27 protein-coding genes, 1 pseudogene and 1 riboswitch are annotated in these 22,615 nt (G+C 63.9%); of the genes and pseudogenes, 10 read left to right on the top strand and 18 right to left on the bottom strand.

Annotated elements, in window-relative coordinates; genetic code table 11:
- Positions 1 to 26: 26 nt before the first annotated feature.
- The 3 genes from IV498_RS04725 (at position 27) to IV498_RS04715 (ending at position 2,446) form a co-directional block, all read left to right on the top strand.
- A complete protein-coding gene (locus IV498_RS04725) occupies positions 27 to 320 on the top strand; it encodes a YciI family protein (RefSeq protein ID WP_269045408.1) in 294 nt (97 codons plus the stop codon).
- A gap of 115 nt (positions 321 to 435) precedes the next feature.
- Positions 436 to 1,602: a flavodoxin-dependent (E)-4-hydroxy-3-methylbut-2-enyl-diphosphate synthase gene (ispG, locus tag IV498_RS04720; protein ID WP_269045407.1), complete on the top strand. Its 1,167-nt coding sequence runs from the start codon at positions 436 to 438 to the stop codon at positions 1,600 to 1,602.
- Entirely contained in the window at positions 1,556 to 2,446 is an 891-nt protein-coding gene (locus tag IV498_RS04715; protein ID WP_269045406.1) for a GNAT family N-acetyltransferase, read from the top strand. The genes ispG and IV498_RS04715 overlap by 47 nt, the downstream gene beginning before the upstream one ends.
- Positions 2,447 to 2,465: 19 nt before the next feature.
- Here the strand turns inward: IV498_RS04715 and IV498_RS04710 are convergent, their stop codons facing one another.
- From IV498_RS04710 to IV498_RS04695, 4 genes are all read right to left on the bottom strand, one after another.
- Positions 2,466 to 3,068: a TetR/AcrR family transcriptional regulator gene (locus tag IV498_RS04710; protein WP_269045405.1), complete on the bottom strand. Its 603-nt coding sequence runs from the start codon at positions 3,066 to 3,068 to the stop codon at positions 2,466 to 2,468.
- Complete coding sequence (locus IV498_RS04705) at positions 3,065 to 3,808, bottom strand: ABC transporter permease (protein WP_269045462.1); 744 nt, start codon at positions 3,806 to 3,808, stop codon at positions 3,065 to 3,067. The genes IV498_RS04710 and IV498_RS04705 overlap by 4 nt, the downstream gene beginning before the upstream one ends.
- 8 nt (positions 3,809 to 3,816) lie before the next feature.
- Positions 3,817 to 4,596, bottom strand: a complete 780-nt coding sequence (locus IV498_RS04700; RefSeq protein WP_269045404.1) for an ABC transporter ATP-binding protein — start codon at positions 4,594 to 4,596, stop codon at positions 3,817 to 3,819.
- Positions 4,597 to 4,879: 283 nt separating this feature from the next.
- Positions 4,880 to 5,257 (bottom strand): hypothetical protein, encoded by a 378-nt coding sequence (locus tag IV498_RS04695; protein WP_269045403.1) that lies wholly within the window; start codon positions 5,255 to 5,257, stop codon positions 4,880 to 4,882.
- 278 nt (positions 5,258 to 5,535) lie between these two features.
- On the opposite strand from IV498_RS04695, the gene IV498_RS18830 reads away from it, so the two are divergent.
- Both IV498_RS18830 and IV498_RS18825 read left to right on the top strand, forming a co-directional pair.
- Positions 5,536 to 5,688 (top strand): hypothetical protein, encoded by a 153-nt coding sequence (locus IV498_RS18830; RefSeq protein WP_330059159.1) that lies wholly within the window; start codon positions 5,536 to 5,538, stop codon positions 5,686 to 5,688.
- A 33-nt stretch (positions 5,689 to 5,721) separates the two neighbouring features.
- Entirely contained in the window at positions 5,722 to 5,913 is a 192-nt protein-coding gene (locus IV498_RS18825) for a VOC family protein (RefSeq protein ID WP_330059158.1), read from the top strand.
- Positions 5,914 to 5,984: 71 nt separating this feature from the next.
- Here IV498_RS18825 and IV498_RS04685 read toward each other — a convergent pair whose 3' ends face one another.
- The 4 genes and pseudogenes from IV498_RS04685 to IV498_RS04675 all read right to left on the bottom strand — a co-directional run bounded on the left by IV498_RS04685 (position 5,985) and on the right by IV498_RS04675 (position 7,717).
- Complete coding sequence (locus IV498_RS04685) at positions 5,985 to 6,161, bottom strand: hypothetical protein (protein ID WP_269045470.1); 177 nt, start codon at positions 6,159 to 6,161, stop codon at positions 5,985 to 5,987.
- A gap of 83 nt (positions 6,162 to 6,244) precedes the next feature.
- Positions 6,245 to 6,667 carry an NAD(P)H-hydrate dehydratase gene (locus IV498_RS18820; protein WP_330059160.1) on the bottom strand — a complete coding sequence of 141 codons (423 nt, stop codon included), beginning with the start codon at positions 6,665 to 6,667 and terminating at the stop codon, positions 6,245 to 6,247.
- A gap of 134 nt (positions 6,668 to 6,801) precedes the next feature.
- A pseudogene (locus tag IV498_RS18815) lies at positions 6,802 to 6,999 on the bottom strand (NAD(P)H-hydrate dehydratase); the annotation flags it as partial.
- A complete protein-coding gene (locus tag IV498_RS04675; protein ID WP_269045402.1) occupies positions 6,983 to 7,717 on the bottom strand; it encodes a histidine phosphatase family protein in 735 nt (244 codons plus the stop codon). The gene IV498_RS04675 and the pseudogene IV498_RS18815, both read right to left, overlap by 17 nt.
- Before the next feature lie 166 nt (positions 7,718 to 7,883).
- On the opposite strand from IV498_RS04675, the gene IV498_RS04670 reads away from it, so the two are divergent.
- A complete protein-coding gene (locus IV498_RS04670) occupies positions 7,884 to 8,096 on the top strand; it encodes a hypothetical protein (protein ID WP_269045401.1) in 213 nt (70 codons plus the stop codon).
- 2 nt (positions 8,097 to 8,098) lie between these two features.
- The gene (locus IV498_RS04665; protein WP_269045400.1) at positions 8,099 to 9,478 is read left to right on the top strand and encodes an MFS transporter; all 1,380 of its coding nucleotides are present in this window, start codon (positions 8,099 to 8,101) and stop codon (positions 9,476 to 9,478) included.
- A gap of 138 nt (positions 9,479 to 9,616) precedes the next feature.
- On the opposite strand, the gene IV498_RS04660 is transcribed toward IV498_RS04665, so the two are convergent.
- From IV498_RS04660 to IV498_RS04620, 9 genes are all read right to left on the bottom strand, one after another.
- Positions 9,617 to 10,327, bottom strand: a complete 711-nt coding sequence (locus tag IV498_RS04660; protein ID WP_269045461.1) for a metal-dependent transcriptional regulator — start codon at positions 10,325 to 10,327, stop codon at positions 9,617 to 9,619.
- Between the two features lie 122 nt (positions 10,328 to 10,449).
- Positions 10,450 to 11,712, bottom strand: a complete 1,263-nt coding sequence (locus IV498_RS04655) for an Nramp family divalent metal transporter (RefSeq protein ID WP_442951281.1) — start codon at positions 11,710 to 11,712, stop codon at positions 10,450 to 10,452.
- Between the two features lie 104 nt (positions 11,713 to 11,816).
- Positions 11,817 to 12,593, bottom strand: a complete 777-nt coding sequence (locus tag IV498_RS04650; protein ID WP_269045399.1) for a class I SAM-dependent methyltransferase — start codon at positions 12,591 to 12,593, stop codon at positions 11,817 to 11,819.
- Between the two features lie 59 nt (positions 12,594 to 12,652).
- The gene (locus IV498_RS04645; RefSeq protein WP_269045398.1) at positions 12,653 to 14,077 is read right to left on the bottom strand and encodes an aminotransferase class V-fold PLP-dependent enzyme; all 1,425 of its coding nucleotides are present in this window, start codon (positions 14,075 to 14,077) and stop codon (positions 12,653 to 12,655) included.
- A gap of 35 nt (positions 14,078 to 14,112) precedes the next feature.
- Positions 14,113 to 14,225, bottom strand: a riboswitch (SAM riboswitch).
- Positions 14,226 to 14,305: 80 nt separating this feature from the next.
- The gene (hisN, locus tag IV498_RS04640) at positions 14,306 to 15,118 is read right to left on the bottom strand and encodes a histidinol-phosphatase (RefSeq protein ID WP_269045397.1); all 813 of its coding nucleotides are present in this window, start codon (positions 15,116 to 15,118) and stop codon (positions 14,306 to 14,308) included.
- Positions 15,119 to 15,213: 95 nt separating this feature from the next.
- On the bottom strand, positions 15,214 to 16,332 hold the full coding sequence (gene rsgA / locus IV498_RS04635; protein WP_269045396.1) for a ribosome small subunit-dependent GTPase A: 1,119 nt from the start codon (positions 16,330 to 16,332) through the stop codon (positions 15,214 to 15,216).
- 2 nt (positions 16,333 to 16,334) lie between these two features.
- Positions 16,335 to 17,672, bottom strand: coding sequence for a 3-phosphoshikimate 1-carboxyvinyltransferase (aroA, locus tag IV498_RS04630; RefSeq protein WP_442951280.1), 1,338 nt, complete (start codon positions 17,670 to 17,672; stop codon positions 16,335 to 16,337).
- Between the two features lie 6 nt (positions 17,673 to 17,678).
- Positions 17,679 to 18,194 carry a DoxX family protein gene (locus IV498_RS04625; protein ID WP_269045394.1) on the bottom strand — a complete coding sequence of 172 codons (516 nt, stop codon included), beginning with the start codon at positions 18,192 to 18,194 and terminating at the stop codon, positions 17,679 to 17,681.
- Positions 18,195 to 18,308: 114 nt separating this feature from the next.
- A complete protein-coding gene (locus tag IV498_RS04620; RefSeq protein WP_269045459.1) occupies positions 18,309 to 19,874 on the bottom strand; it encodes an APC family permease in 1,566 nt (521 codons plus the stop codon).
- Here IV498_RS04620 and IV498_RS04615 point away from each other — a divergent pair.
- From IV498_RS04615 to rsrA, 3 genes are read left to right on the top strand one after another with little or no spacing between them, the layout of a single operon-like run.
- Complete coding sequence (locus tag IV498_RS04615; RefSeq protein ID WP_269045469.1) at positions 19,795 to 20,106, top strand: hypothetical protein; 312 nt, start codon at positions 19,795 to 19,797, stop codon at positions 20,104 to 20,106. The two genes, IV498_RS04620 and IV498_RS04615, sit on opposite strands and share 80 nt — an antisense overlap.
- A gap of 31 nt (positions 20,107 to 20,137) precedes the next feature.
- The gene (locus IV498_RS04610) at positions 20,138 to 20,992 is read left to right on the top strand and encodes a sigma-70 family RNA polymerase sigma factor (protein ID WP_269045393.1); all 855 of its coding nucleotides are present in this window, start codon (positions 20,138 to 20,140) and stop codon (positions 20,990 to 20,992) included.
- Positions 20,989 to 21,258 (top strand): mycothiol system anti-sigma-R factor, encoded by a 270-nt coding sequence (rsrA, locus tag IV498_RS04605; RefSeq protein ID WP_269045392.1) that lies wholly within the window; start codon positions 20,989 to 20,991, stop codon positions 21,256 to 21,258. The genes IV498_RS04610 and rsrA overlap by 4 nt, the downstream gene beginning before the upstream one ends.
- Here rsrA and IV498_RS04600 read toward each other — a convergent pair.
- Positions 21,230 to 21,700, bottom strand: coding sequence for a group III truncated hemoglobin (locus IV498_RS04600; protein ID WP_269045391.1), 471 nt, complete (start codon positions 21,698 to 21,700; stop codon positions 21,230 to 21,232). The two genes, rsrA and IV498_RS04600, sit on opposite strands and share 29 nt — an antisense overlap.
- Positions 21,701 to 22,615: the final 915 nt, after the last annotated feature.

Below are 22,615 nucleotides of genomic sequence, written 5' to 3'. Positions count from 1 at the left end.
CTGAGCCGGACGGATAGGGTGAGGGTATGAGCATTTATGCAGTGGAGTATGTATACGGTCCGGATGCGGCGGCGATCCGCGACGAGCACCGGCCAGCGCACCGCACGTGGCTGGCGTCGCTGGTTCAGGACGGCCACGTCCTTGCCTCCGGCCCCTTCGAGGACGGCACCGGTGCCCTCCTGATTTTCAAGGCGGACGACGACGAAGCACTGAATGGGCTGCTCAAACAGGATCCGTTCAACGCCGCCGGTGGCATCGCCGGCCTGAAATCCACTGCCTGGATCCCCGGCATCGGAGCGCTCAGCGCGCACGTAGGCTAGCGCCACGGCCTACACTGGAAGTGAGCCAACCGCGCCCGCACCGGGTAGGTTATGGGTCATGACGGACCGGCCCTTTCGAACTGAAATGGCCGGACAGAGCCACAAGGAGCATACTTTGACCTCGGTCAGCCTCGGAATGCCGGCAGCACCACCTCCAGTCCTTGCTCCGCGACGCAAGACGCGCCAGATCAAGGTTGGGTCCGTGGGGGTCGGCTCGGATTTTCCCGTCAGTGTCCAATCCATGACGACGACGCCGACAACGGACATCAACGCCACTCTGCAGCAGATCGCCGAGCTCACGGCGTCCGGCTGTGACATTGTCCGGGTCGCATGCCCTTCCGCTGACGACGCGGAGGCGCTGCCTATCATCGCCAGGAAGTCCCAGATTCCGGTGATCGCGGACATCCACTTCCAACCGAAGTATGTCTTTGCCGCGATCGACGCCGGCTGCGCTGCGGTGCGGGTCAATCCGGGAAACATCCGCAAATTTGATGATCAGATCAAAGAGATCGCGCAGGCGGCGAAGGATCATGGAACGTCCATTCGGATTGGTGTGAATGCCGGCTCGCTGGATCCGCGGTTAATGCAGAAGTACGGGAAGGCGACCCCCGAAGCGCTGGTCGAGTCGGCCGTCTGGGAAGCGTCGCTCTTCGAGGAACATGACTTTCACGACTTCAAGATCTCCGTTAAGCACAATGACCCCGTCGTGATGGTGCGGGCCTATGAACTGCTGGCCGAACGGGGTGACTGGCCGCTGCATCTGGGCGTCACCGAAGCCGGTCCCGCATTCCAGGGAACGATCAAGTCTGCCACTGCTTTCGGCGCATTGCTCTCGCAGGGGATCGGGGACACTATTCGGGTTTCCCTCTCCGCACCGCCGGTGGAAGAAATCAAAGTGGGAAACCAGATCCTGCAGTCGCTGAATCTGCGGCCGCGAAAGCTGGAAATTGTGTCCTGTCCGTCCTGTGGGCGGGCGCAGGTCGATGTCTACACTTTGGCCGAACAGGTTACCGCCGGGCTTGAGGGGATGGAAGTTCCGCTTCGCGTGGCCGTCATGGGCTGTGTGGTCAACGGACCCGGCGAGGCCCGGGAAGCGGACCTCGGTGTTGCCTCCGGTAACGGCAAGGGCCAGATCTTCGTCAAGGGCCAAGTGGTGAAAACTGTTCCCGAGGACCAGATAGTTGAGACCCTGATCGAAGAGGCTATGAGGATCGCGGAAGAGATGGGGGGAGCCGATGACGCGGACACGGTCAAGGGTAGCCCCGTGGTCAACGTCTCCTAAGAATCCGGCGGAGCGGGTCCAGGTTCTCGGTGCGGAGGACACAGCCGCTCTGCAGCACTTGGTGGAGCAGGATCCGGTGGCGAATGTTTTCATGGCCTCTCAGCTCGAAGCTTTGGGGACGGCAGTGCCCACCGCCTTGGGGTCCGACACACTAGGCTATTTCGACGACGACGGCATCTTGGCCGCAGCGTGCTGGGTTGGCGCCAACGTGGTTCCCGTGCAGGTCACGTCGGAGCAGGCCCCGGCCTTCGGACGCTGGCTCGCCGCTTCCCGGCGCAGGTTTGCCTCCGTTTTCGGTCCCGCCGAGGCCGTGCTAGGGATCTTTGCTGTGCTCGAGAGTTCCGGTGCAACTCCGGTTGAAGTCCGCGCCAATCAGCCGCTGCTGGAATTGCGTGGCGAACCGGCTGTGCCCCCGAACCCAGCCCTTGTCCCGAGCCGCCCCGAGGACTTCGCGGAGATCCTGCCGGCGGCGGCGGCCATGTTCGAGGAAGAAGTGGGCTACTCTCCGTATCTCGGTGGTGAGGAGCACTACCGCAGCCGCGTCGCGGCACTGATCAGGGACGGCCATTCCCTCAGTCATTTGGACGTCGAAGGCAAGGTCATCTTTAAGGCCGATCTGGGTGCCGTCTCCCGGGACGTGGCGCAGATCCAGGGCGTCTGGCTGGATCCGTCCTATCGCGGTCTGGGCCTCAGCGCGGGCTATATGGCCGCCGTCGTCTCTCTTGCCAGGCGGCACGCTCCGATAGCGAGCCTTTACGTCAACGACTACAACTCGGCCGCCCGCGCAAGCTATCAGCGGGTGGGATTCGACCAGGTGGGGACCTTCGCCACAGTCTTGTTCTGACGAGCACACGGGACAGCAGCTAGATCAATGGTCCGGTCAGATAATGCTGCAGGGTCGGCGCCACCAGCGCCACCACTTCATCGTGGCCAGCCGATGCAAGCGGTTCCAGTTTCAGGATGTAGCGGCTGACCATCAAACCGATGAGCTGGCTTACCAGCAGTGCCCCGCGCAGCCGGGTCGTCCCGGCGTCGCCCGGGAGGTCCGACACGGCCAGGATGACAATTCGGCGCGTCAGCACCTCCCGCAGCAAGGCGGCCTGAGATTTTGAGCTTATGGCGCTGCGGACCAAGGCAAGCAATGCAGGCTGCACCGGGGAATCCCACAGCTGCAGCAGAGTTCGCAAAATGGCCTCTCCGCGCTCGGCTGGAGCGGTGGAGACGACACTGGCAAGGACTCTGCGTGGATCCGCCGGCAATTCGATGCAGGCGGCGAAAAGTTCGTCCTTATCCCGAAAGTAGTGATGCACCATGGCCGCATCGACGCCTGCCTCGCGGGCAATCCGGCGCAGGCTGGTGGCGTCGTATCCCAGCTCCGAGAACAGCTCTCTGGCGCTGGAGAGAATCAGCTCGCGGCTGTTGTCAGGACCATTGCGGCGGCCACGCCGCGGCAGGTCCGGCTTCACGGGGTGCGGCGCCGCAGCGTCGGGGATGCCAGCGCCAACACCACCACGACGAAGCCTGCCATGACAACCACGTCGGAGAGTATGGCAGCGGTGGGACTGGCGCTGCGCGCTATTTCCTGCAGGGCGTCCACCGAGTAGCTCAACGGCAGGATATTGGACAGCGATTCCAGCACCGCGTTCATCTGGTCCCTGGCCACGAAGAGACCGCACAATAGGATCTGCGGAATGACCACCACGGGCATGAACTGAACTGCCTGGAACTCAGTGCGCGCAAAGGCCGAGCACAGCAGTCCCAGGGCCACGCCCAGCACGGAGTTGATCACGGCCACCAGCACAACCAGCGCTGGATTGCCATTGATGTTCAGGCCAAAAATCCAGTAGGCCACACCGGTGGCTACCAGCGATTGAAGGGCAGCCATGATGGAGAAGGCAAGAGCGTAGCCGAAGAGCAGGTCCGCTTTGTGAATGGGTGTGGTAAGCAGGCGTTCCAGCGTGCCGGAGGTTCGCTCCCGGAGCATGGTGATGGACGTTACCAGGAACATGACCACGAATGGGAAGATGGCGAGCATCATCAGACCCACCCGGTCGAAGGTACGCGGGGCTCCGGGGGGAAGCGTCTCGTTTTCGAACAGGTAATAGATGAAGGCCAACAGCACCGCCGGGACCACCAGGATAAGGGCGATGCTTCGTGGATCCCCGCGGAGCTGGCGCAGCACGCGGGTCGTCGTCGCGCCCAGCATCGCCGGATTCACGCCGCACCGTCCAGGACCGCCGCAGGGCCCGCCTGAATCAACCGCAGGAAGGCCAGTTCGAGGTCGTCCGTGGCACCGCGCCGGCGTAGCTCTTCGGGTGTCAGCTGAGCCAAAAGCCGCGACTCACGCAGCAGCAACAGAGTATCGCAGTGGCTCGCTTCCTCCATCACATGGCTGGAAATGATCAGCGTTGTGCCCTCGGCGGCCAAGGAAGCGAAACGGTCCCACAGGTCTGCGCGCAATACCGGGTCCAGACCAACTGTTGGCTCATCCAGTATGAGCAGTTTGGGCCTGCCAACCAAGGCACAGGCAAGCGATACCCGGCTGAATTGGCCGCCAGAGAGGTCGGCGGCTCGTCGCTTGGCCAGTTCGGAAAGCCCCACGATCTCCAGCGCCGTCCGAACTGCCTCCCTGCCCCGGCCGTGCATAGCTGCAAAGTAACGTACGTTATCCTCGACACTGAGGTCCTGGTAGACGCTCGGTGACTGGGTGACGTAACCGACCTCGTGCCGCAGTGCAGGGTCGCCGGCCCTTCGGCCCAGCACGGTGACCGACCCGGAAGTGATGATTTGGACCCCGACGATGGCCCGCATCAGGGTCGTCTTACCGCTTCCGGAGGGTCCCAGCAGGCCCGTGATTTGTCCGGTTGGAATGGCGAAGGTCAGCTCCTGAAGCACCGAGACCTTCCCGCGCCGCACGCTCAGTGCGCGGACGTCGACACCCACGTCCAGCTCCGGCGGGGGAGTCCCGGACCCAGGAACGGCGAGATGGGACATCGGCGCACCTCCTGTAAAAAAGTAATTCATCAACTGATGAATTCAAGATAGATCCGTAATCATCGCCTGTCCAGACCTTGGCGCCGAGGGAAAGTATGCTCCTGCAACACTTCGAAGACCTGAGGTGCGTGTAGCGGGTAAACACGCCACGGAAACCATGTTTTTCGCCGTCCAAAGTGGTGCACAGCGAATGTGGTTGGCCGGTGTGGTGGCGGGGGATGGTGGTTGGCCGGTGTGGTGGCACAGCAGGCGGCCGCTGCGCGCGTTCGCGGCCAGCTCCGGGTCAGCCTTGGGGCGGCCGGGCTGGCTGCTCCGTAATGCCAACAAAACGGGTGCCGATTCCCTCGTATTCGCGGCGGCTGCAGCCCGCGGCCGGTGACGGCAGCTCATCCGGATTGTGCTGTGCGCAGATCACGTAGTCGAATGCGGGCCACCATTTCTTTGGCCGTGCGGCTTCGGAGTAGTCGCAGATGTAGCACCGCAATTGGGTCCAGATTGGTCTCTTGCCGGTGCGGTTTGCCCGTGATTGGACCAGCCATGCCGGCGGATTGGCCTCGATGTCGGCAAGTTCGGTTTCGGTCAGCCGCAGGGGTATGCCATGTCGCTGAGCCATTTCAAGCGGAATATCAAGGGAAAGGGCTGCATCTCGTCTGCTGATCATCGTAGTTAACTCTAATCGACCCGCTCGTGCCTGCGCCCGGCCTGAGCGACCCACGCCAGGCCGCTCGTGCCTGCACCGCGCCTGAGCGACCCGCGCCAGGCCGCTCGTGCCTGCACCGCGCCTGAGCGACCCGCGCCAGGCCGCCCTCAGCTCCCTCCGTTTGGAGAGGCCGCGGCTCGGGGTGGCCGGCGGCCCCGGGGCCGGATCCGCCGCTCCCAGCAGCCCTCAGACGGTTAGAGTTATGCCATTAGTTCTCTGGCGCGGTGAAAGTAGGAGTCATGCTGGGTGATACAAAGGCTTTCAGCGGCTTTTCCGTCAATGACATAGCTGCAGCGCGGACGTTTTACGCTGAAACGCTGGGGTTGAACGTAACCGAGGAGAACGGCATGCTGCGGCTGCATCTGGCCGGTGGTGCGGACGTCCTGGTCTAGTCATCCCCGGGCCACGCTACGGCGTCCTACACCGTGCTGAATTTTCCGGTGCGCGATATCGGAACGGCCGTGGACGGTTTGGGCGAGCGGGGCGTGCAGTTCGAGCGTTACCCGCAAATGGTCGGCAAAATGGACGAAAAGGGAATTTTCCGCGGCGGCGGCCCTCTTATCGCCTGGTTCAAGGACCCGGCGGGCAACGTTCTGAGCGTGCTCCAAGACAGCTGACAGCTCCAGCTGGCCGCCCGGTATCGCCGCAGCTGGACCAGCAGGTGTGCGTTGGTGAAGCGGCTCGAACCCTAGCGCTTCTTGATATGGGCGACGGCGTCGGTCGTGGCGTCGGCGGCCCCGGTGGAGCGCTTTTCAGCGCGTTTTTCCTTGATCGTTTTTACCGGTTTTTTGTTCAGATGCCGGTGAGGTGATTTGTCAGGCATGGTGTGCTCCCTAAGGGTGTGGCCGGACGGGCCGCTGTCCATCGAGGCTCTTCAAGTCTCACTGTGAAAGCTACGCCGTTTTGGCAGCATTGCAAGTACTTTTCGCCTGCCCCAAGCCAGCACTGTCAGAAGGTCAGTTCGGAAAGAACCTGCGGCATCGCATCAAGCAGTTCGCGGGCCAGGAAGCCTCCCACCGCACCGGCCAGCACGTCGCCGCTGCCGGAGGTCCCCAGTCCCGGGTTCCCGGCTGCTACCGTCCACACGTCCCCCTCGGGGCTGGCAATGATGCCTTGTCCGGTTACCACCGCCCGGTATTTTTCCGCGATCGCCGGAACAGCCTGCGGCATGGGAACTCCTTCGGAATCCAGTAAGCGCGCGGCCTCGGCACGGTTCGGCGTCAGCACCAGTCGACCGGCCCACGGTTCGTAAACTTCACCGAGCCCGCGCAGCACACCGAGGGCATAGGCGTCCAGGACCAGCCGCGTTGCGGGTCCGGCCAGGGCGCCGACGCACCGCTGCAGTTCCGTAGTTTGCCGGGCGTCATCCAGACCGGGTCCGACGACGACGACGTCAGCCGCGGCCAGTTCCGGGCAAGCACAGCGGCGATCTGCCGGCCCTGGTCCGCTCCGGCCGGCAGTCCGACGACGGCGCTCTCGGGCACGGCGATGGCCGCCGCGACCGCCACGGTTTCGTCCAGCGCCAGCACGAGCCGCCCGGCGCCCGCCCGGAGCGCGGCCAGACCACTGAGGATAGCCGCACCCGGTGTTTTACTGGCTCCACCGATCACCAGGACGGTGCCCCGGACGTCCTTGCCCTGGGCCTCCTTGGACAATTGCCAACCACGCAGCAACGTGGGCGTGACCTCAGTGCGGGAGGGCATCTGTATCACCGGCATGCTGGGTCACGGGGGTTCCTGTCTCTTCCAAATGATCCACCTGGTTGAAGGATGCAAGCTGCCACAGGCCCCGGCCGGACGGGCGGACCAGCCGGGTGATGGAGCCATTGAGCACAGCTGTCGAGGCGGCGAGGGCAAGCAGGTTTTCCTCACTCAGGTCCTCGCAGACGTAGCGCAAGAGCAGAATCACCGCGTCGTGGCATACCAACGCCACCCGACCGCCGTCGTCCCGCCGGTCCAGATCTGCCAGCAGCGACCGGACGCGAAGGACGACATCGGCCCAGGATTCCCCACCCGGGGGCCGGTAGTAGAACTTTCCCAACCACTGCCTCCGCTGCGCCTCGGCCGGATAGCGGGCCTGGACTCCCACGGCGGTCAGCAGGTCGAGAATGCCCAGTTCGCGGTCGCGCAGCCGTTCATCCACCCGCAGCGCATTCGGCTGCCCGAACTTGGCTGCCTCTGCCGTCTGACGTGCCCGCAGGTAGGGGGAGGACCAGGCCGAGGTGGGGCGCTGCGTTTCGGCGAGGCCGGCCAACCATGGAGCGAGAGCCTGCGCCTGCCGCCGGCCGGTGGCACTGAGCGGGACGTCCGCGTCCCGGAGGTCAATGTCGATCGTCTCGGCGCCTGCAGCCTGCGCGGCGGATGCGGCGACGTTGCCCTCGCTTTCGCCGTGCCGAATCAGGATCAGCTCCACAGTTCCCATCCCTGACCTCCTGGATCATTCAGGTTCCGCCCCGGCTGGGCCAGTCGGCGAGCGGAGGGCCCTGATCTCCATCCTAAGCAGGCTTTCCTTTGTGCTGGAGCGGGAACTACAGTTGACCTACCGGTCGGTCGTCTCTCGGTCGGGCCGGCGAGGCGAGGAGGACGACGTGAGCACTGAGGCGAACAACAAGGATCCCGACGACGGCGAGGCACCCGGCGGCAGCGTTCCCGCGGGACAACGCGGTGTGGGCCTGGGTGCCGGTCCCGAACCGACGACCTTTGAGCCCGAGGAAGACCCGGAGGCACAGTCGGGTGACGGTGACGGTGACGGGCGCGGCGACGACGACGACACGGGAACCGGGGCGCAGACTATGGTGTAGCTATGTCGTTGGATGCACCCGGGCTGGCAGCGCATCAGCGCAGGGTATTGATGGTGACCATTTTGGCCTCCTTCGTCGCTATCCTGGACGGCAGTGTGGTCAATCTGGCGCTGCCAGCCATCCAACGGGACTTCGGCGGCGGGATCTTGTCCCAGCAGTGGGTGGTCGATGCCTATTTGCTCACCCTCGGTGCACTGATTCTCGTAGCAGGTTCTTTGTCGGACCTCTTTGGCCGGGTCCGCATCCTGCAATGGGGGCTGATCGGATTCGCTGCCATGTCCGTGCTCTGCGGCTTCGCGGTCAATAACGTCATGCTCATCCTGGGACGGGGCCTGCAAGGGGCAGCGGGAGCACTGCTCGTTCCAAGCTCCCTGGCCCTGATTATCAGCGAATTCTCCGGGCACGCACAGGCGAAGGCGATTGGCCGTTGGACGGCGTGGACCGGGGCCTCCACTATTGTGGCACCACTGGTGGGCGGAGCGGCCGTGGACCTGCTGTCGTGGCGCTTCGTATTCTTCGTCAACTTGATCCCGGTGCTGATCTCGATGCCGCTGCTGGCTGCCCTGCGTCATACCGATGCTCCGCGGGACCCGGGCGTACGCGTCGACATCCTGGGAACGGTGCTTGCCGTCGTCGGGCTGGGAGGATCCGTGTTCGCCCTGATTGAGCAGGGTTCCTTCGGCTGGCGCAGTCCGGTGGTGCTGATCCCGCTGCTGCTCGGACCCGCGGCGCTCGTGGCGTTTGTGGTCCATGAGCGCCGGTCTGCTTCGCCGATGATGCCGTTGGAGCTGTTCGGGGTGCGGAATTTCTCCGCCGGAAACGTGGCCACGCTGATGATTTACGGCGCATTGTCGTTGGGTTTTTTCGTGCTCACCATCTATCTCCAACAAGTCGCAGGCCTGCCGGCCACCCTGGCCGGGATCGCCCTGCTGCCGGCCACCATGGCGCTGCTGGCGTTGTCCTCCCGGTTTGGCGCGCTGGCGGGAAGGCGGGGTCCGCGGCTGTTCATGACGGTCGGGCCCGCCGTCGCCGGAGTGGGTTTTCTGCTGCTGTTGAGCGTAGGGCATCCAATCAATTACTGGTTAACGGTATTGCCCGGCATCCTGGTTTTCGGTTTGGGACTTTCCATCACTGTGGCGCCGCTGACCTCGGCGATCCTGGGCTCGGTGGCACCAGCGCGGGCGGGCATGGGATCAGCCATCAACAATGCGGTGGCACGCATCGCCGGGCTGGTGAGCATTGCGTTCGCGGGTGTTGTAGTGGGTGGCACGCTGGATACTGCGGGGCTGCACCGCGCCGCCATAGTGACGGCCGTGCTGCTCTTTGCCGGTGCCGCGATTTCCGCCATCGGGATCAGCAATACCACCCGCCCTGCGCAGTGATGGCCTGGTGCGGGGTGTCCCCATTGTGGCGCGGTCCCCATTGTGGCGCGGTCCCTATTCTGGCGCGGTCCCTATTCTGGCGCGCTCCCTAATCTGGTGCGCCGCGTAATCTGGTGCGCCGCGTAATCCGGTGCGGCCCTACTCCGACAGGGTGCAGCCCGGGTGGGTTCCCTCTGTACGTAGCCACAGCGAGGCCGTAACTTCGTCCGCGAGGTCGATCTCGCGGTCCCGTTCCGCTTGGCCTATCCGGACCACCAATGCCCCGCCGAACGGCCTGCGGCCGGCAACGCTAAGCCAGGAATCGAGGCCGATGCCCTCCCGGCTCAGGTAGCGCAGCAGTTCGGGATTATCGTCGCTGATCCGCACGAGCCGTCCCGCATGTCCGGCATCCAGCTCGTTCAGACGGTGCGCCGTCGGCACCAGGACGGCACCATCGGCGCCGGGTATCGGGTCTCCGTGGGGATCCCTGGTGGGATGGCCGAGCTTGGCCGACATCCGCTCAATGAAGGTGTCGGACACCGCGTGTTCCAGCAGCTCGGCCTCATCATGGACTTCGTCCCAGCTGTAGCCGAGTTCCTGTACCAAATAGGTTTCCAGCAGCCGGTGGCGCCGTACCATCGAAAGGGCCAGAGTCAGCCCGCCGGGCGTCAGCCGGATGGCGCCATAAGGTCGGTGGGTGACCAAGCCCTGATCCTTCAGCTTTCGGACCATTTCTGAAACGGAGGAGTTTGCAATCCCCAGCCGACTGGCCAGTTCCGAGGAGCTGATGGGTTTGTCCTGCCACTCGGTGAAGGCATAAATCACTTTCACGTAGTCCTCGATACTCGAGGAGGTGGCGGCAGGCTTCACAGCTTCCACAGTACCGGCCCTGCGATCGGGACAGGAATGTCGGGCAAGTCCGACCTGCCAGCTTGAGTCACGGAGCGTGCGTCCCGCCGAGCCTAAGCCGCGGACCGGGAGTCGCGCCGAGCCTAACTCCGTCCCGAAAAGGTCAAGGCCAGCAGCACGAGGTTCAGCGCGACCACGAGGCACACGCTGGCGACGGCGGCAATCCGCAGGAGTGGACCGTCCCGGTACTTACCCATCACCTCCCGGCTTCCGGTCAGACGCAGCAGCGGAATCAGGGCGAATGGGATGCCGAAACTCAGGACCACCTGGCTGATCACCAGCGCCCAGGTGGGGTCCACGCCGAAGGTCAGCAGGGCCAGCGCGGGAATCAGACTGACCACCCGCCGGGTGAGCAGCGGAAGCTTGATCTTCAGCAGCCCCGCCATGATGGTGGCTCCGGCATAACAGCCCACTGAGGTGGACGCCAGCCCTGAGGCGAGCAGTCCGATGGCAAAAATGACGCCGATCACGGGTCCGAGATTCGCCGCGATAGCCGCGTGTGCGCCTTCGATGCTGCCCGTGCCAGGTACTCCGCCGAGGGTGGACGCCGCCAGCAGCAGCATGCCGATGTTGACTATGCCTGCCAGCATCAGAGCCCCCACCACATCCCAGCGCGTTGCCTTGACCACCGAGTCCAGGGTCGCCGCCGACCGCCGTGCGTGCGGGTGCCGGTCCCGGGAGAGCGCGGAGTGCAGGTAGATGGCATGCGGCATTACCGTTGCCCCCAGCATGCTGGCGCTGAGGAGGATGCTTCCGGCGCCCTGGAACCGGGGCACGAGGCCTCCCAGCACTCCGGCAGGATCAGGTGGGCTGACCACTAATCCGGCCAGGAATCCCACCGTGATGATCAACAGCAGGGCCATGATCAGCGACTCAAAGGTGCGCTGGCTTCGCCGGTTTTGCACGGTCAGCATGAGGGTGGAAATAACTCCAACGATCAGGCCCGCCAGCGGCAGCGGCAGACCGAAAAGCAGATTCAGCGCGATGGCCCCGCCGACTACCTCGGCCAAATCGGTGGCAATGGCAACGACTTCCGCCTGCAGCCAGTAGGCGCGGCGATTACCGGTGCGCAACCTGGCGCCGAGAAGTTCCGGCAGGGATTTCCCCGTCACCACACCGAGTTTGGCGGATTGGTACTGAATCAGCATGGCCATGGCATTGGCGGCGACGAGCACCCACACCAACATGTAGCCGTATTTCGCGCCCGAGGTTAGATTCGCGGCGACGTTTCCCGGATCGACATAGGCGATGGCGGCAACAAAGGCCGGCCCCATCAGCAGCAGCAGATTCCTGGCCTTGCCGGCGGCCCTCGGCGGAACCGGCTTATGGGTCGTTACCTCCAGCACGGCCGCCCCTTCGCATTGCCCCGGTTATCTAGGTATGTCTAAGCCTGAAGTTTAGGTATACCTAAACCTTAGCGCGGAAAGCAGGTATGCGCCAAGATAACAGCTCAGACGTGCTTGTCCGCCCGCCATGTATGCGTGAGGTATGGCAGCTGCAGGACATCGTCGACGGCGTGTCCCAGATGCTCGTGCAGGTACCAACGCAGGTTGCCAAGGACCCGGTTGCGGTCCACCACCCCGGCGGCAAGGTAATAACTGCGCGATTGGGCCAGCTCCAGCAGATCAGCCGGAGTCAGCGGCTGCTCCCACTGTGTCACCTGCGCCGCTAGGGACGAAAATTCGGGGCCCACCAGCGGCCGGAAGCCGGGTCTGTGGACGTCGCCGGCGTGCATGATCCTCGACAGCCGATGGACCCATGGCACGCTGACATCCAACTGGTTCCAAATCAGACCCAAGGTTCCTCCCGGCCGGAGCACGCGCGAGATCTCCGCGCTGGCCTGCAGCGGGTCACACCAGTGCCAAGCCTGTGCAACCACGGCTGCGTCCATGTTGGCGTCCGGCAGGGCGATCTCCTCGGCCGCACCATGAATGGTCCGCACCCTCGGATGCCGCCGTGCGAGCTGGGCGAGCATGTCGCGGGAGGGATCAAGGGCCACGACATCCAGGCCGGCCCGCAGTAAAAGGTCCGTGTACTTTCCCGTTCCGGCACCCACGTCCAGCACCGCCTGGATGCTTCGGCCGCCGCCGGCGAGCAGCCACTGCAGCGACGACGAGGGATAGCCTGGCCGCACGCGATCGTAGTGCCCGCCGCCATCCTGGAAGCTTCCCGCCAGCTCCCGGCGGCGCCGTTCGTCGAGATTGGGCCCGTCCCGGGTCGCTGCCATGCCGCTCCTTGAAGTTCCGCCAAAACCTGCGGTTCTACAGTACCGTCCGGCGGCGATGCTCAGTCCTGGCTGCAGGGAGCAGCGCCTGCGGTCCCCGGCGTGTTGGGTGACCATTCGGGGTACTCGCGTTGGTCCACGGCCGGTACCCAGCGGCCGGAATCCACGATGTAGTCGCAGCCCAACCCGGACTCCAGCAGTGTCGCGACGCCCTCGATCAGACGCTGCGCGTCCTCCAGCCTGGAGCCGATGCCGAAGCTTGCGCGCAGCGACCCGGAGGGCAGGCCGAGCCGCCGCAGCAGCGGGTGGGCGCAGAATTTTCCGTCCCGCACGCCAACTCCGTGCTCGGCCGAGAGGTAGGCCGCCGCGAGGCCGGCGTCGTAGCCGGCCACGGAGAAATTCACCACACCGATGGATCCGCTGGACGGGAAGTCCTGTGCATCGGTAAAGAGCCGGTGCACCTTCACGCCGTGCAGCCGCTCCAGCCCGGCGACCAAGCAGCGGCGAAGCGCTTCCTCATGGGACCGCCATTGCGCGTGGTCCAGTCCGGCCAAAACTTCTGTGGCCCTCGCCAGCGTGGCGGCACCGAGCACATTCGGGGAGCCGGCCTCGTGCCTGGCCGGAGAGGAGGCCCAGCTGACCGTTTCCAGCCGTGCCTCCCTCACCGCCCCGCCGCCGGCCAAATGCGGCTCTCCCGCGTCGAGCCAATCAACACGCCCCACTAAAACGCCGGTCCCGAAGGGTGCATAGAGCTTGTGCCCCGAAAACGCGAGGTAATCAATGTCGTCGGCGGCGATGTTTATTCTGCGGTGCGGAGCAAGCTGGGCCGCATCCACCACGATCCGGGCGCCATACCGGTGCGCCAGCGCGGCAAGCTCTTTGACCGGCAGGATCTCGCCTGTGATATTGGAGGCGCCGGAGACTGCCAGCAGGGTGACGTTTCCGTGGCTGAGTTCCGCCTCCAACACCCGCAGCGTTTCGGCCAGCGAATCGCGGGCGACGACGCTGCGGTGCGGCAGGCGCTGCCAGGGGAGCAGGTTGGCGTGGTGTTCGATATCGAGGTAAACCACGTCGCCGGCGTGTCCGCTCAGGCAGCCGGCCAGCAGGTTCAGCGAATCGGTGGTGTTACGGGTAAAAATCACCGCGTCGTCGGGGCGGCCGCCAACGAAATTGCGCACGGTCGTTCGGGCATTTTCGTAGACTGAGGTGCTGACCTGCGAGGTGAAACCGGCACCGCGGTGAACGCTGGCGTAGTACGGCAGGATCTGGGTCAGGTAATCAGCAACAGTTTGAGCGGCGGGGGTGGAGGCGGCATAATCCAGGTTGGCATAACGGACGCTGCCGCCCTTCACCAAGGGAGCGTGCAGCTGCGCTCCGGCCACCTCCAGCAGTGGAAAGGCACCGGGGGTGCTGTCGGCGAATGCGCCGGCATCTGCCTGGTCCGGGCCTTGAGGACGGGTGGGCAGGGCAGTCGTTAAAGTACTCATTGGACCTCGCAAGGGAGGGACCCCGGTGTTGCCGGGTTCCGCGCTTGCCGGGACATTTGTGCCCCGGCCAGGTCGTCACCCGGGGCACCCCACCGCGAAGGAGGGTTGCCGGCCAGCAAACCGGGGCTTAGCACTGGCACTCGTGACCTATCCCCATACGCTAAGGCATTCCGGCGGCCAAGGCGAGTATGACGCTGCCGTATGACGGCCGTGCGGGCGTGGTGCGTCTCAGAGCAGGTCGTCGTGGTCCGGGTTGAGCGCGCGCAGGACCTCCGAATGCAGGATGCCGTTGGTGGCCAGCGCGTTACCACCGAAGGGCCCATCGGCTCCTTCCAGAGAGGTGAACCGGCCACCAGCCTCAAGCACGATCGGCACCAGGGCAGCCATGTCGTACAGGTTCAGCTCCGGCTCGCAGGCGATATCGACCGCCCCTTCGGCGACCAGGGCGTAGGACCAAAAGTCGCCATAGGCCCGGCTGCGCCACACCCGGTCCGTCAGGGAGACGAACTCGTCCAGGTTTCCACGCTCGCGCCAGCCGGTCAGCGATGAGTAGGACAGCGAGGCATCCGAAAGCCGTGAGACATTGGAGACTTTAAGCCTGGTGGCCGCCGCCAGCGACTTGCCCATGAAGGCGCCGGTACCTTTCGCGGCCCACCAGCGCTTGCCCAGCGCCGGTGCGCTGACCAGGCCGACGACGGGCTTGTCCTCGTCCACGAGGGCGATCAGCGTGGCCCAAACGGGGACCCCACGAATGAAGTTCTTAGTTCCGTCGATCGGATCGATGATCCAGCGGCGCGATCCGTGACCGGTGCTGCCGAACTCCTCGCCCAGGACCGAATCGCGCGGACGAACCCGCGAGAGCTGGCTGCGAATGGATTCCTCCGCTGCCTTGTCCGCGTCTGTTACCGGCGTCAGGTCCGGCTTGGTTTCCACCTGCAGGTCCAGCGCGCGAAAGCGGGCCATGGTATGCGAATCGACCGAATCGGCCAACACATGGGCCAGGCGGAGGTCGTCGTTGTAGCTCTGCGGCGGAAGATTCATACGTTCACGCTATCGTCCTTTGACCCGCCCAGCCCGCATCTGCCCCGAATGGGCGCCGGATGGGCAGCGGAAACGGTCACTGCGCCAGCTTGCTCTTAGGCATTCGTGCCCAGCTCCTTAGCCTCGGCCCGGCCCTCCGTTCGGCTTCCGGTGCGCAGCAACCGGCGCAGCGAAGCAAGCCTCGCAGGCCCGGCGTCTCCGGCGTGGCCCTGCGCCACCCAAGGGTCCAGTCCGCAGTTTACTGCGTCGTCGTCGTGCTTGCAGCCCCGTTCACAGGCGTCGGTACCCGGCTGCAGATCCGGGAACGCCAGCAGGATGCGGTCCGGTTCCACATGGGCCAGCCCAAAGGACCGGATGCCGGGAGTGTCGATAATCCAGCTGCCGGGCGAGCCGTTTTCCAGCCGCAGCGCCAGCGCCGATGACGATGTGTGCCGGCCACGCCCGGTGACGGCATTGACGCCGCCGGTGGCTCGTTTGGACCCCGTCAGGGCGTTGACCATGGTCGATTTTCCTACTCCGGAGTGACCCACCAGCACGCTGACCTTGCCGTTGAGGTGTTCCCACAAGGCGGCGACGGCGGTGCCCGCCAACAGCGCCGACTGGCCGTCATCGCTGCGCGCGTCGATGCCGGAGTCCGCGCTGGTGGCGGTTCGACTCACCACCACGGTGAGATCCAGGTGGGTGTAGTTGGCCAGGAGCTCTGCCGGATCTTTGACATCGGCCTTGGTAACCAGCAGCAGTGCGGCGATGCCGGCGTCGTAGGCGGCCACCAGCGCCCTGTCGATGAAGCCGGTCCGCGGCTCCGGATTGGCCGCGGCCACCACTATCACCAACTGATCGGCGTTCGCCACCACCACGCGCTCCACCGGATCGGTGTCATCGGCGCTGCGCCGCAGGACGGTTCGCCGTTCCTCGATCCGAACCAGCCGCGCCAACGAGTCGGGTTCGCCGGAGGTGTCCCCGACCAGGGCAACGAAGTCGCCGGCCACGACGGGATTACGGCGCAGCTCGCGGGCGCGGGCAGCAACCACCAGCCGTTCCTGTCCGGTGTCCTCGCCCACGATTGCGGTGTAGCGGCCGCGGTCCACGGTTATGATGCGTCCGGTAACGGCGTCCTCGTGGCTGGGCCGGTCCTTGGTGCGGGGCCGGCTTCCTTTTTTGTTGGGGCGGATTCGAACATCCGATTCCTCCCAATTGTGCGTGTTGCTTCCCATGGTCAGGAGCCGGCAGTCTGGGGCGCCAGCATGTCTGTCCAGAGCTGGACGAATTCCGGCATCGTTTTGCCGGTGGTCGCGATGTCCTCGACCTCCACGCCCGGCACGGCCAAGCCCAGGATCGCACCTGCCGTCGCCATCCGGTGATCGGCGTAACTGTGGAACAGCCCGCCGTGCAGGGGAGCGGGGGTGATGGCCAAACCATCCACAGTTTCCGTCACCGAGCCACCCAGACGATTGATCTCAGCCGCCAGTGCCGCGAGCCGGTCCGTTTCATGCCCCCGCAGGTGGCCAATCCCGCTGAGCACGGATGGTCCGGTGGCCAAGGCGCATAATGCGGCTACGGTGGGCGCAAGCTCGCTGGTATCGGCCAGCTCCACGCCCTTAATCTCCGGTCCCGCGGTCACGGTCAAGGTTCCTTCATTGAGGCTGACCTCAGCGCCAAATTCCGTGAAAATGCTGCGCCAGCGATCGCCGACCTGCAGCGTAGCCGCCGGCCAGTGCGGAATTCGAACGGTTCCGCCGGCGGCCAAGGCAGCGGCAAGAAAAGGGCCGGCGTTGGACAGGTCCGGTTCCACCTGGACATCGAAGGCCCGGATCGTTCCTGGCTGGACAACCCAATTGTTCGGAACGGAATCGTCGACGGCGACACCCACCTCCCGCAGGACGCTCACGGTCATCCGGATGTGATCCAGGCTGGGCACCGGCTTGCCAACGTGCTCCAGATGCAGCCCGTCCGTGAACCGTGCTCCGGCCAGCAGCAGGGCGGAAACGAACTGTGACGAGCCGGAAGCATCGATGACCAGGTGGCCGCCGCGGACGGCACCCTTGCCGTGGATCCGGAAGGGCAGACCCCCCGCATCGCCGTCGTCGAGCTGGACGCCGAGCGACCGGAGGCCGTGGATCACTGGTCCCATCGGGCGGGAACGTGCCTGCGGATCGCCGTCGAAGACCACGCTTCCGGAGGTCAGAGCAGCCACCGGCGGCACGAAACGCATAACCGTGCCGGCCAAACCACAATCGACGGATGCGCCGGCCGGCAGCATGGCCCCGGCGGCCAGCGGCGTGACCCGAAGATCCGGACCAAAGCCGCCGTCGCCGTCGTCGAGCACTTCAATGACGGCACCCAGCGCTCTCAGCGCGGCAATCATCAGGGCGGAATCGCGCGAGTGCAGCGGCGCGCGAAGCCGGGATGGCCCGTCGGCCAGCGCCGCCAGGATCAGATACCTGTTGGTGAGCGACTTGGAGCCGGGAACGGCAACCGTGGCATTCACAGGGGCGGAGGCCGACGGAGCGGCCCAAGGACGGAGGGGATTTTCTCCCACGGCGCCAGCATTCATCGAGTGCTAGGAACCTGTGACATCATTGGCGATCCGCCGCACGGCCTTGTCGGCATGCTTGAACTGCTTCTTGGTGCTCTTCTTGCCGGCCGCCGCGAGGTGCTCCGCGCGCCACGCAAGGCCGGGCTTGCCGGCGGTGTCGACAGCCACCAGCAGCACTCCGCCGGAGAGCGAAAGATTCTTCAGCAGCTGGTTACGGCGGTGTGAACGGTCTTCGGAGGTGCTGTCATTCGCCGAGCGGAATTCGACGACGGCGTTGAGCGCCGAGGTCAGGGTCAGCAGCAGGCCTGCGACGCGGGAAAACTTGCCCATCGCGAGCAGCAGTCCGGCACCCACCTGTGTGCCGCCCATGACCCGGGCGAGCATCTTCTCATCCGCTTGGAACGGCAGGGCCTGAGAGACCTTGGCCAGCACGGGGGAGAGCTGATTCACGGTCTGGTCGGAGTGGCGCAGCCGATCCACCCCCGCCAAAATGAAGGACGAGGCAAGCATGGGACGGGCGAGCGTTCGGACGATAGACATTGGGGCCTCCTGGCTGGTCCGCGGGTGGTTCTCTTAGTTTTACACTGACGGCGGCGGTTTGCGCGAATACCCTCCGGCCGGGCAGGACCGCCCGGCCGGAAGGTATCCGGATCCCTACAGGGCAGTTCCCATCAGGTGTTCCTCTTCTTCCGACTCGTTTTCAGCATCGCGCATGTACTCGCGGATCTTCTCCAGCGGAAGGTGCACCTTCACCGCGAGGTAGAAGATGGCGACGCTGACGACGGCGTTGACCAGGAAGGCCCAGCCAAACAGATCCGGGTGCGTCTTGGGGTCCATCAGCCAGCTCACCAGGGCCAGCAGGACGAACCACGGCAGCACCCAGATGGCGCCAACCTTGAAGTCCAGCGAGGGCTTCAGTTTCCGGTCTCCAACAAATTGGAAGACGATCAGCAGCAGATAGCCAATGAGGATGGTGATGAACAGCTTTTTGTTCGTGTCCCAGCCGCCCCAGTAGACGATCATATTGGCACAGTAGAACGCCAGGATCGGAATGGTATCCCCGAATGGCAGGTTGAATGGGCGGTGCAGTTCCGGCATGGTGCGCCGCAGAACCGAAAGTACCAGCGGACCGGAGCCAAAGGAGATCACCGTGGCGCTGGTAATAAAGCCCACCAGTTGCTGCCAGCTGGGGAACGGCAGCAGGAGCACGATACCGACCAGGAAAGTAACCACCAAGGACCAGTACGGGACACCCTGCTTATTGTTCTTGGCCAGCCAGCGGGGGGAGTTGCCGTTGCGGCCCATGGCGTACGAGACCCGGGAGGCGATGGTGGTGTAGACCAGACCGGTATCGGCCGGCGAGATGATCGCATCAGCGTATAGAAGGTAGGCAAGCCAAGTCAGCCCCGCGAGTGAAGACAGTGCAGCCAGAGGACCGAAATCGTCGTTGAAGACCAGATTGGCCCAGCTGCCGGAACTCCCCAGGATGCGGGCGGGAACACCAAGGGTAAACGCGAGCTGGAGCAGCGCGTAGATGACGGAGGTGATCAGGACGGAACCGATAATGGCCATCGGGATGTTCCGCTTGGGATTGGTCGTCTCACCCGCAAGTTCAATGCCTTGGCGGAAACCCAGATAGGAGAAGGTAATTCCGGCGGTGGAAATAGCCACAAACACACCGGCCGCCCCGCCGGGTGCGAAACCATGCGAGGTGAAGTTGTCCGTGGTGCCCATGCTGGTGGTGCCGAGGGCCGTGATCAGGAAGACCGCAATAACCAACAGGATGATGGCGAGTTTCCACCAGACCAGCACGTTGTTTACTTGGGCGAAAAGTTTTACGCCGAAATAGTTGATGACGACGAAGATGGCCATCAAAATGATGGCGACGACGATGCCGATCGGAGTGAGGGTATGCACCACCGTGCCGCCAACGTCATTCTTTTGAGTGAAGGGGGCAAACTTGGTGGCGTAGGTCAAGGCGCCCTCAACCTCGATCGCGGGAACGGCGGCCGAGGAGATCCAGGTGATGAACCCCAACGAGTAACTGCCAAAGGATCCCCACACCAGGTGCGGATAGCGGACCACTCCTCCGGAAATTGGGAACATGGGTCCCAATTCGGCATAGCACAGGCCGATCAGCATGATCATGAACCCTGCGATGAGCCAAGAGAAGATTGCGGCCGGTCCAGCAATCACGGAGGCGTTGAAGGCCCCGAACAACCACCCCGAACCGATAATTGAACCTATTGCGGCAAAGAGGATACCTATCGGACCCAGGTGCCGCTTCAGTTTAACTTCGGGGACGCTACCGTTCGGTTGCGCATTACTTGACATCATCGTCTCCTGCGTCGGCGGTGTTTTTCCCAGCTTTGTCCTGAAGCCACATTTTGGCAAGTTTGCTTTCCAACTGCTTTGTCTGCTTCCGGAATATCTGCTGCGAATGCCGGGTTGAAGAAGCTGGAAAACAAATTCGGAAGGACTCCATGGAAACCCTGCTTGCCACACGGCCTCCGGCCGTCGGCACCTGGCCGGTAACAGTAGACTGGTCCCTGATGAATACCACCGAACACGCCGACAGCTTGGCCACCGGAGATTCCGCCGGTCCGCAGACCGGGAAGGGCAACGGGACGTCAGCCCCGGATCCGGATCCGAAGTCATCACCCGAGGCGGTTGTTGACGTTTCGACCGAGTCAGCGGAGGAACGTCGCGTCCGTTTTGAACGGGATGCGATGCAGTACGTGGACCAGTTGTATTCGGCTGCAATGCGGATGGCCAGGAATCCCAGCGATGCCGAGGACCTGGTGCAGGAGGCCTATACAAAGGCCTTTTCGGCATTTCATCAGTACCGGCCCGGGACGAATCTGAAGGCCTGGCTCTATCGGATACTGACCAATACCTACATCAATCTCTACCGCAAACGCCAGCGGGAGCCTCTGCAGTCCAATTCAGACCAAGTGGAGGATTGGCAACTGGCGCGGTCAGAGTCGCACACCTCCAGCGGATTACGTTCGGCGGAGACGGAGGCCTTGGACCACCTCCCCGATTCGGATGTAAAGGACGCGCTGCAGTCCATTCCCGAGGAATTCCGGCTGGCCGTCTACTTCGCGGATGTAGAAGGCTACGCCTACAAGGAAATATCAGACGTCATGAACACCCCCATTGGCACCGTCATGTCGCGTCTGCACCGTGGCCGCAAAATGATGCGTGAGCTGCTTGCAGACTATGCCAAGGAACGTGGTTTTGGCGGTCCAGCGGCATCATCCAATGACCCGGCGGTGGAGACGGCAACACTGGCCGGAGCCGGCACAGGAAGCAAGAATCAGGAGAGCAAAAAATGAGCGACTGCCAGAGTCTGGGCGACTGCGAAGACTCGCGGATTTCGCGAATCTACGAATATTTGGATGGAGCTTTGTCCTGCGATGACCTCGCGGAGATCAAGGAGCATCTGGACACCTGTCCGGAGTGTGCCCAGGAGCACGACTTGGAATGCGTTATTCGTTCGGCCGTCAAGCGGACCTGCAAGGAAGCTGCTCCGGACAACCTGAAAGCGACCATATTGGAGCGCATTCACAACATCAAAGCGGCGGACGTTCCCGCCGGCTGATCGAGGTAAATTCGCTGGGGGTCTGGCCCGCGAGCCGGCGTTGGATCGAACCAGCTATGCGGTCAGCCTGCACTTTGGCCAGCTCGGCCTTCTCGCCCCGGAAGGAAGAGTTCACGGTCAATGCCCACAGCTCGCGCCAACGGTCAAAGTGTTGTTCACCCAAAGGGAACGAAGCGTTGAGGGCCACATGCACCTGCAGGGCATTGCGGTGGTACAGACCCGCGCGGAACAGGACCGTCTCCCAGAAGTCGGTAATGATGGGCAGATGTTGTTCCAGATCCATCCGTGCCACGTCCACGAAAATATGGCCCAGCAGCGGATCCGCAAACGCGCGGGCGTAAAAGGCCTGAACTAATACGGTTACATCAGCCCTGTCCTGCAGATCCCGCAGGTCGATGGCTTCGGTACGGTTCGCCTTGTCCAGGCAGGCGGCATCGCTCATGCCACGACTGCAGCTGTCAACGGAATATCAGCCAGCAGCAGCGCCAGGACCTTCACCGGTTTTGCCGCGCCGCGGTCGCAATGCAACACGTTTGGTTCCTCTCCCGGTAAGGCACCGACGCGATTGCGTGGGCCAATATACATCGCCACGGCCAGCGCCGCCTTGCTTTTGCTCGGCGACCAGGATGGCGATCAACAATCTCACTTTACAACCGAAGCCGACTACCCGCGTCGACATCTAGTTCGGGGCCCCGCGCGAGAACCAGGTGGGGAGCAGGTCGGCGACCGGCGTCGAGAACCAGGTGCGCGGCCCAGGCGGGGAGCAGGTCGGCGACCGGCGTCGAGAACCAGGTGGGCGGCCCAGGTGGGGAGCAGGTCGGCGACCGGTGTCGAGAACCAGGTGGGGAGCAGGTCGGCGATCGGCGTCGAGAACCAGGTCTGGCCACCCAGGTCGGGAGACGATGTCAGCCAGACCGGCTGCGATGCCTAACAGCGGAGCGCTAGGTTGGCGTCTGGGTTGAGGAGCTTTCGGTTGCTTCCCCGGGTGCGAAGGGCTCTGATGTGTGCAAAGCGCCGCAAGGCCTTTGAGTCTGACCCGATGCTGTTCGGGCCGGCGCCCGGTGTCAGACCTGCTGGCTGATGCTCCGTGAAGCGTGCGCTGGGTGGAGGCTGGGTGACAAGTTTGCCGGACGGTGATCCTGTCAAACCTGTGCTGGGTGGCGACCCACTCAGACCTGTGTTGGTCAGGGGTGTGCCGGGTGGGGGTGGTGTGGAGTGTTCCCGTTTTTGTGGACTCGGGATTATGCCGCGAGTTCGTGAATAGATTTATAGCCTAACTCAATTTCGGCTGGCGTCAAATAGCCGAGCGTTGAATGGCGGCGACGTGTGTTGTAATAGCCTTCAATCCAAAGAAACG

Source organism: Paenarthrobacter sp. Z7-10 (assembly GCF_026932795.1).
In the GTDB taxonomy this organism is placed as follows: domain Bacteria; phylum Actinomycetota; class Actinomycetes; order Actinomycetales; family Micrococcaceae; genus Arthrobacter_M.
The sequence above is the reverse complement of the archived record's forward strand: the minus strand, read 5'-3'. Positions and strand labels throughout refer to the sequence as shown.

What these genes read in the sequence shown, in the direction of transcription:
- IV498_RS04650 (WP_269045399.1), bottom strand. Translation starts at nt 12,593, where the DNA reads ATGGCAGCGACCCGGGACGGGCCCAATCTCGACGAACGGCGCCGCCGG.
- IV498_RS04700 (WP_269045404.1), bottom strand. Translation starts at nt 4,596, where the DNA reads ATGTCCCATCTCGCCGTTCCTGGGTCCGGGACTCCCCCGCCGGAGCTG.
- IV498_RS04610 (WP_269045393.1), top strand. Translation starts at nt 20,138, where the DNA reads ATGGAAACCCTGCTTGCCACACGGCCTCCGGCCGTCGGCACCTGGCCG.
- IV498_RS04715 (WP_269045406.1), top strand. Translation starts at nt 1,556, where the DNA reads ATGACGCGGACACGGTCAAGGGTAGCCCCGTGGTCAACGTCTCCTAAG.
- IV498_RS04665 (WP_269045400.1), top strand. Translation starts at nt 8,099, where the DNA reads ATGTCGTTGGATGCACCCGGGCTGGCAGCGCATCAGCGCAGGGTATTG.
- aroA (WP_442951280.1), bottom strand. Translation starts at nt 17,672, where the DNA reads ATGAATGCTGGCGCCGTGGGAGAAAATCCCCTCCGTCCTTGGGCCGCT.
- rsgA (WP_269045396.1), bottom strand. Translation starts at nt 16,332, where the DNA reads ATGGGAAGCAACACGCACAATTGGGAGGAATCGGATGTTCGAATCCGC.
- IV498_RS04645 (WP_269045398.1), bottom strand. Translation starts at nt 14,077, where the DNA reads ATGAGTACTTTAACGACTGCCCTGCCCACCCGTCCTCAAGGCCCGGAC.
- IV498_RS04600 (WP_269045391.1), bottom strand. Translation starts at nt 21,700, where the DNA reads ATGAGCGATGCCGCCTGCCTGGACAAGGCGAACCGTACCGAAGCCATC.
- IV498_RS04625 (WP_269045394.1), bottom strand. Translation starts at nt 18,194, where the DNA reads ATGTCTATCGTCCGAACGCTCGCCCGTCCCATGCTTGCCTCGTCCTTC.
- IV498_RS04615 (WP_269045469.1), top strand. Translation starts at nt 19,795, where the DNA reads ATGATCATGAACCCTGCGATGAGCCAAGAGAAGATTGCGGCCGGTCCA.
- IV498_RS04685 (WP_269045470.1), bottom strand. Translation starts at nt 6,161, where the DNA reads ATGGACAGCGGCCCGTCCGGCCACACCCTTAGGGAGCACACCATGCCT.
- IV498_RS04695 (WP_269045403.1), bottom strand. Translation starts at nt 5,257, where the DNA reads ATGATCAGCAGACGAGATGCAGCCCTTTCCCTTGATATTCCGCTTGAA.
- IV498_RS18830 (WP_330059159.1), top strand. Translation starts at nt 5,536, where the DNA reads ATGCTGGGTGATACAAAGGCTTTCAGCGGCTTTTCCGTCAATGACATA.
- rsrA (WP_269045392.1), top strand. Translation starts at nt 20,989, where the DNA reads ATGAGCGACTGCCAGAGTCTGGGCGACTGCGAAGACTCGCGGATTTCG.
- IV498_RS04725 (WP_269045408.1), top strand. Translation starts at nt 27, where the DNA reads ATGAGCATTTATGCAGTGGAGTATGTATACGGTCCGGATGCGGCGGCG.
- IV498_RS04705 (WP_269045462.1), bottom strand. Translation starts at nt 3,808, where the DNA reads ATGCTGGGCGCGACGACGACCCGCGTGCTGCGCCAGCTCCGCGGGGAT.
- hisN (WP_269045397.1), bottom strand. Translation starts at nt 15,118, where the DNA reads ATGAATCTTCCGCCGCAGAGCTACAACGACGACCTCCGCCTGGCCCAT.
- IV498_RS04675 (WP_269045402.1), bottom strand. Translation starts at nt 7,717, where the DNA reads ATGGGAACTGTGGAGCTGATCCTGATTCGGCACGGCGAAAGCGAGGGC.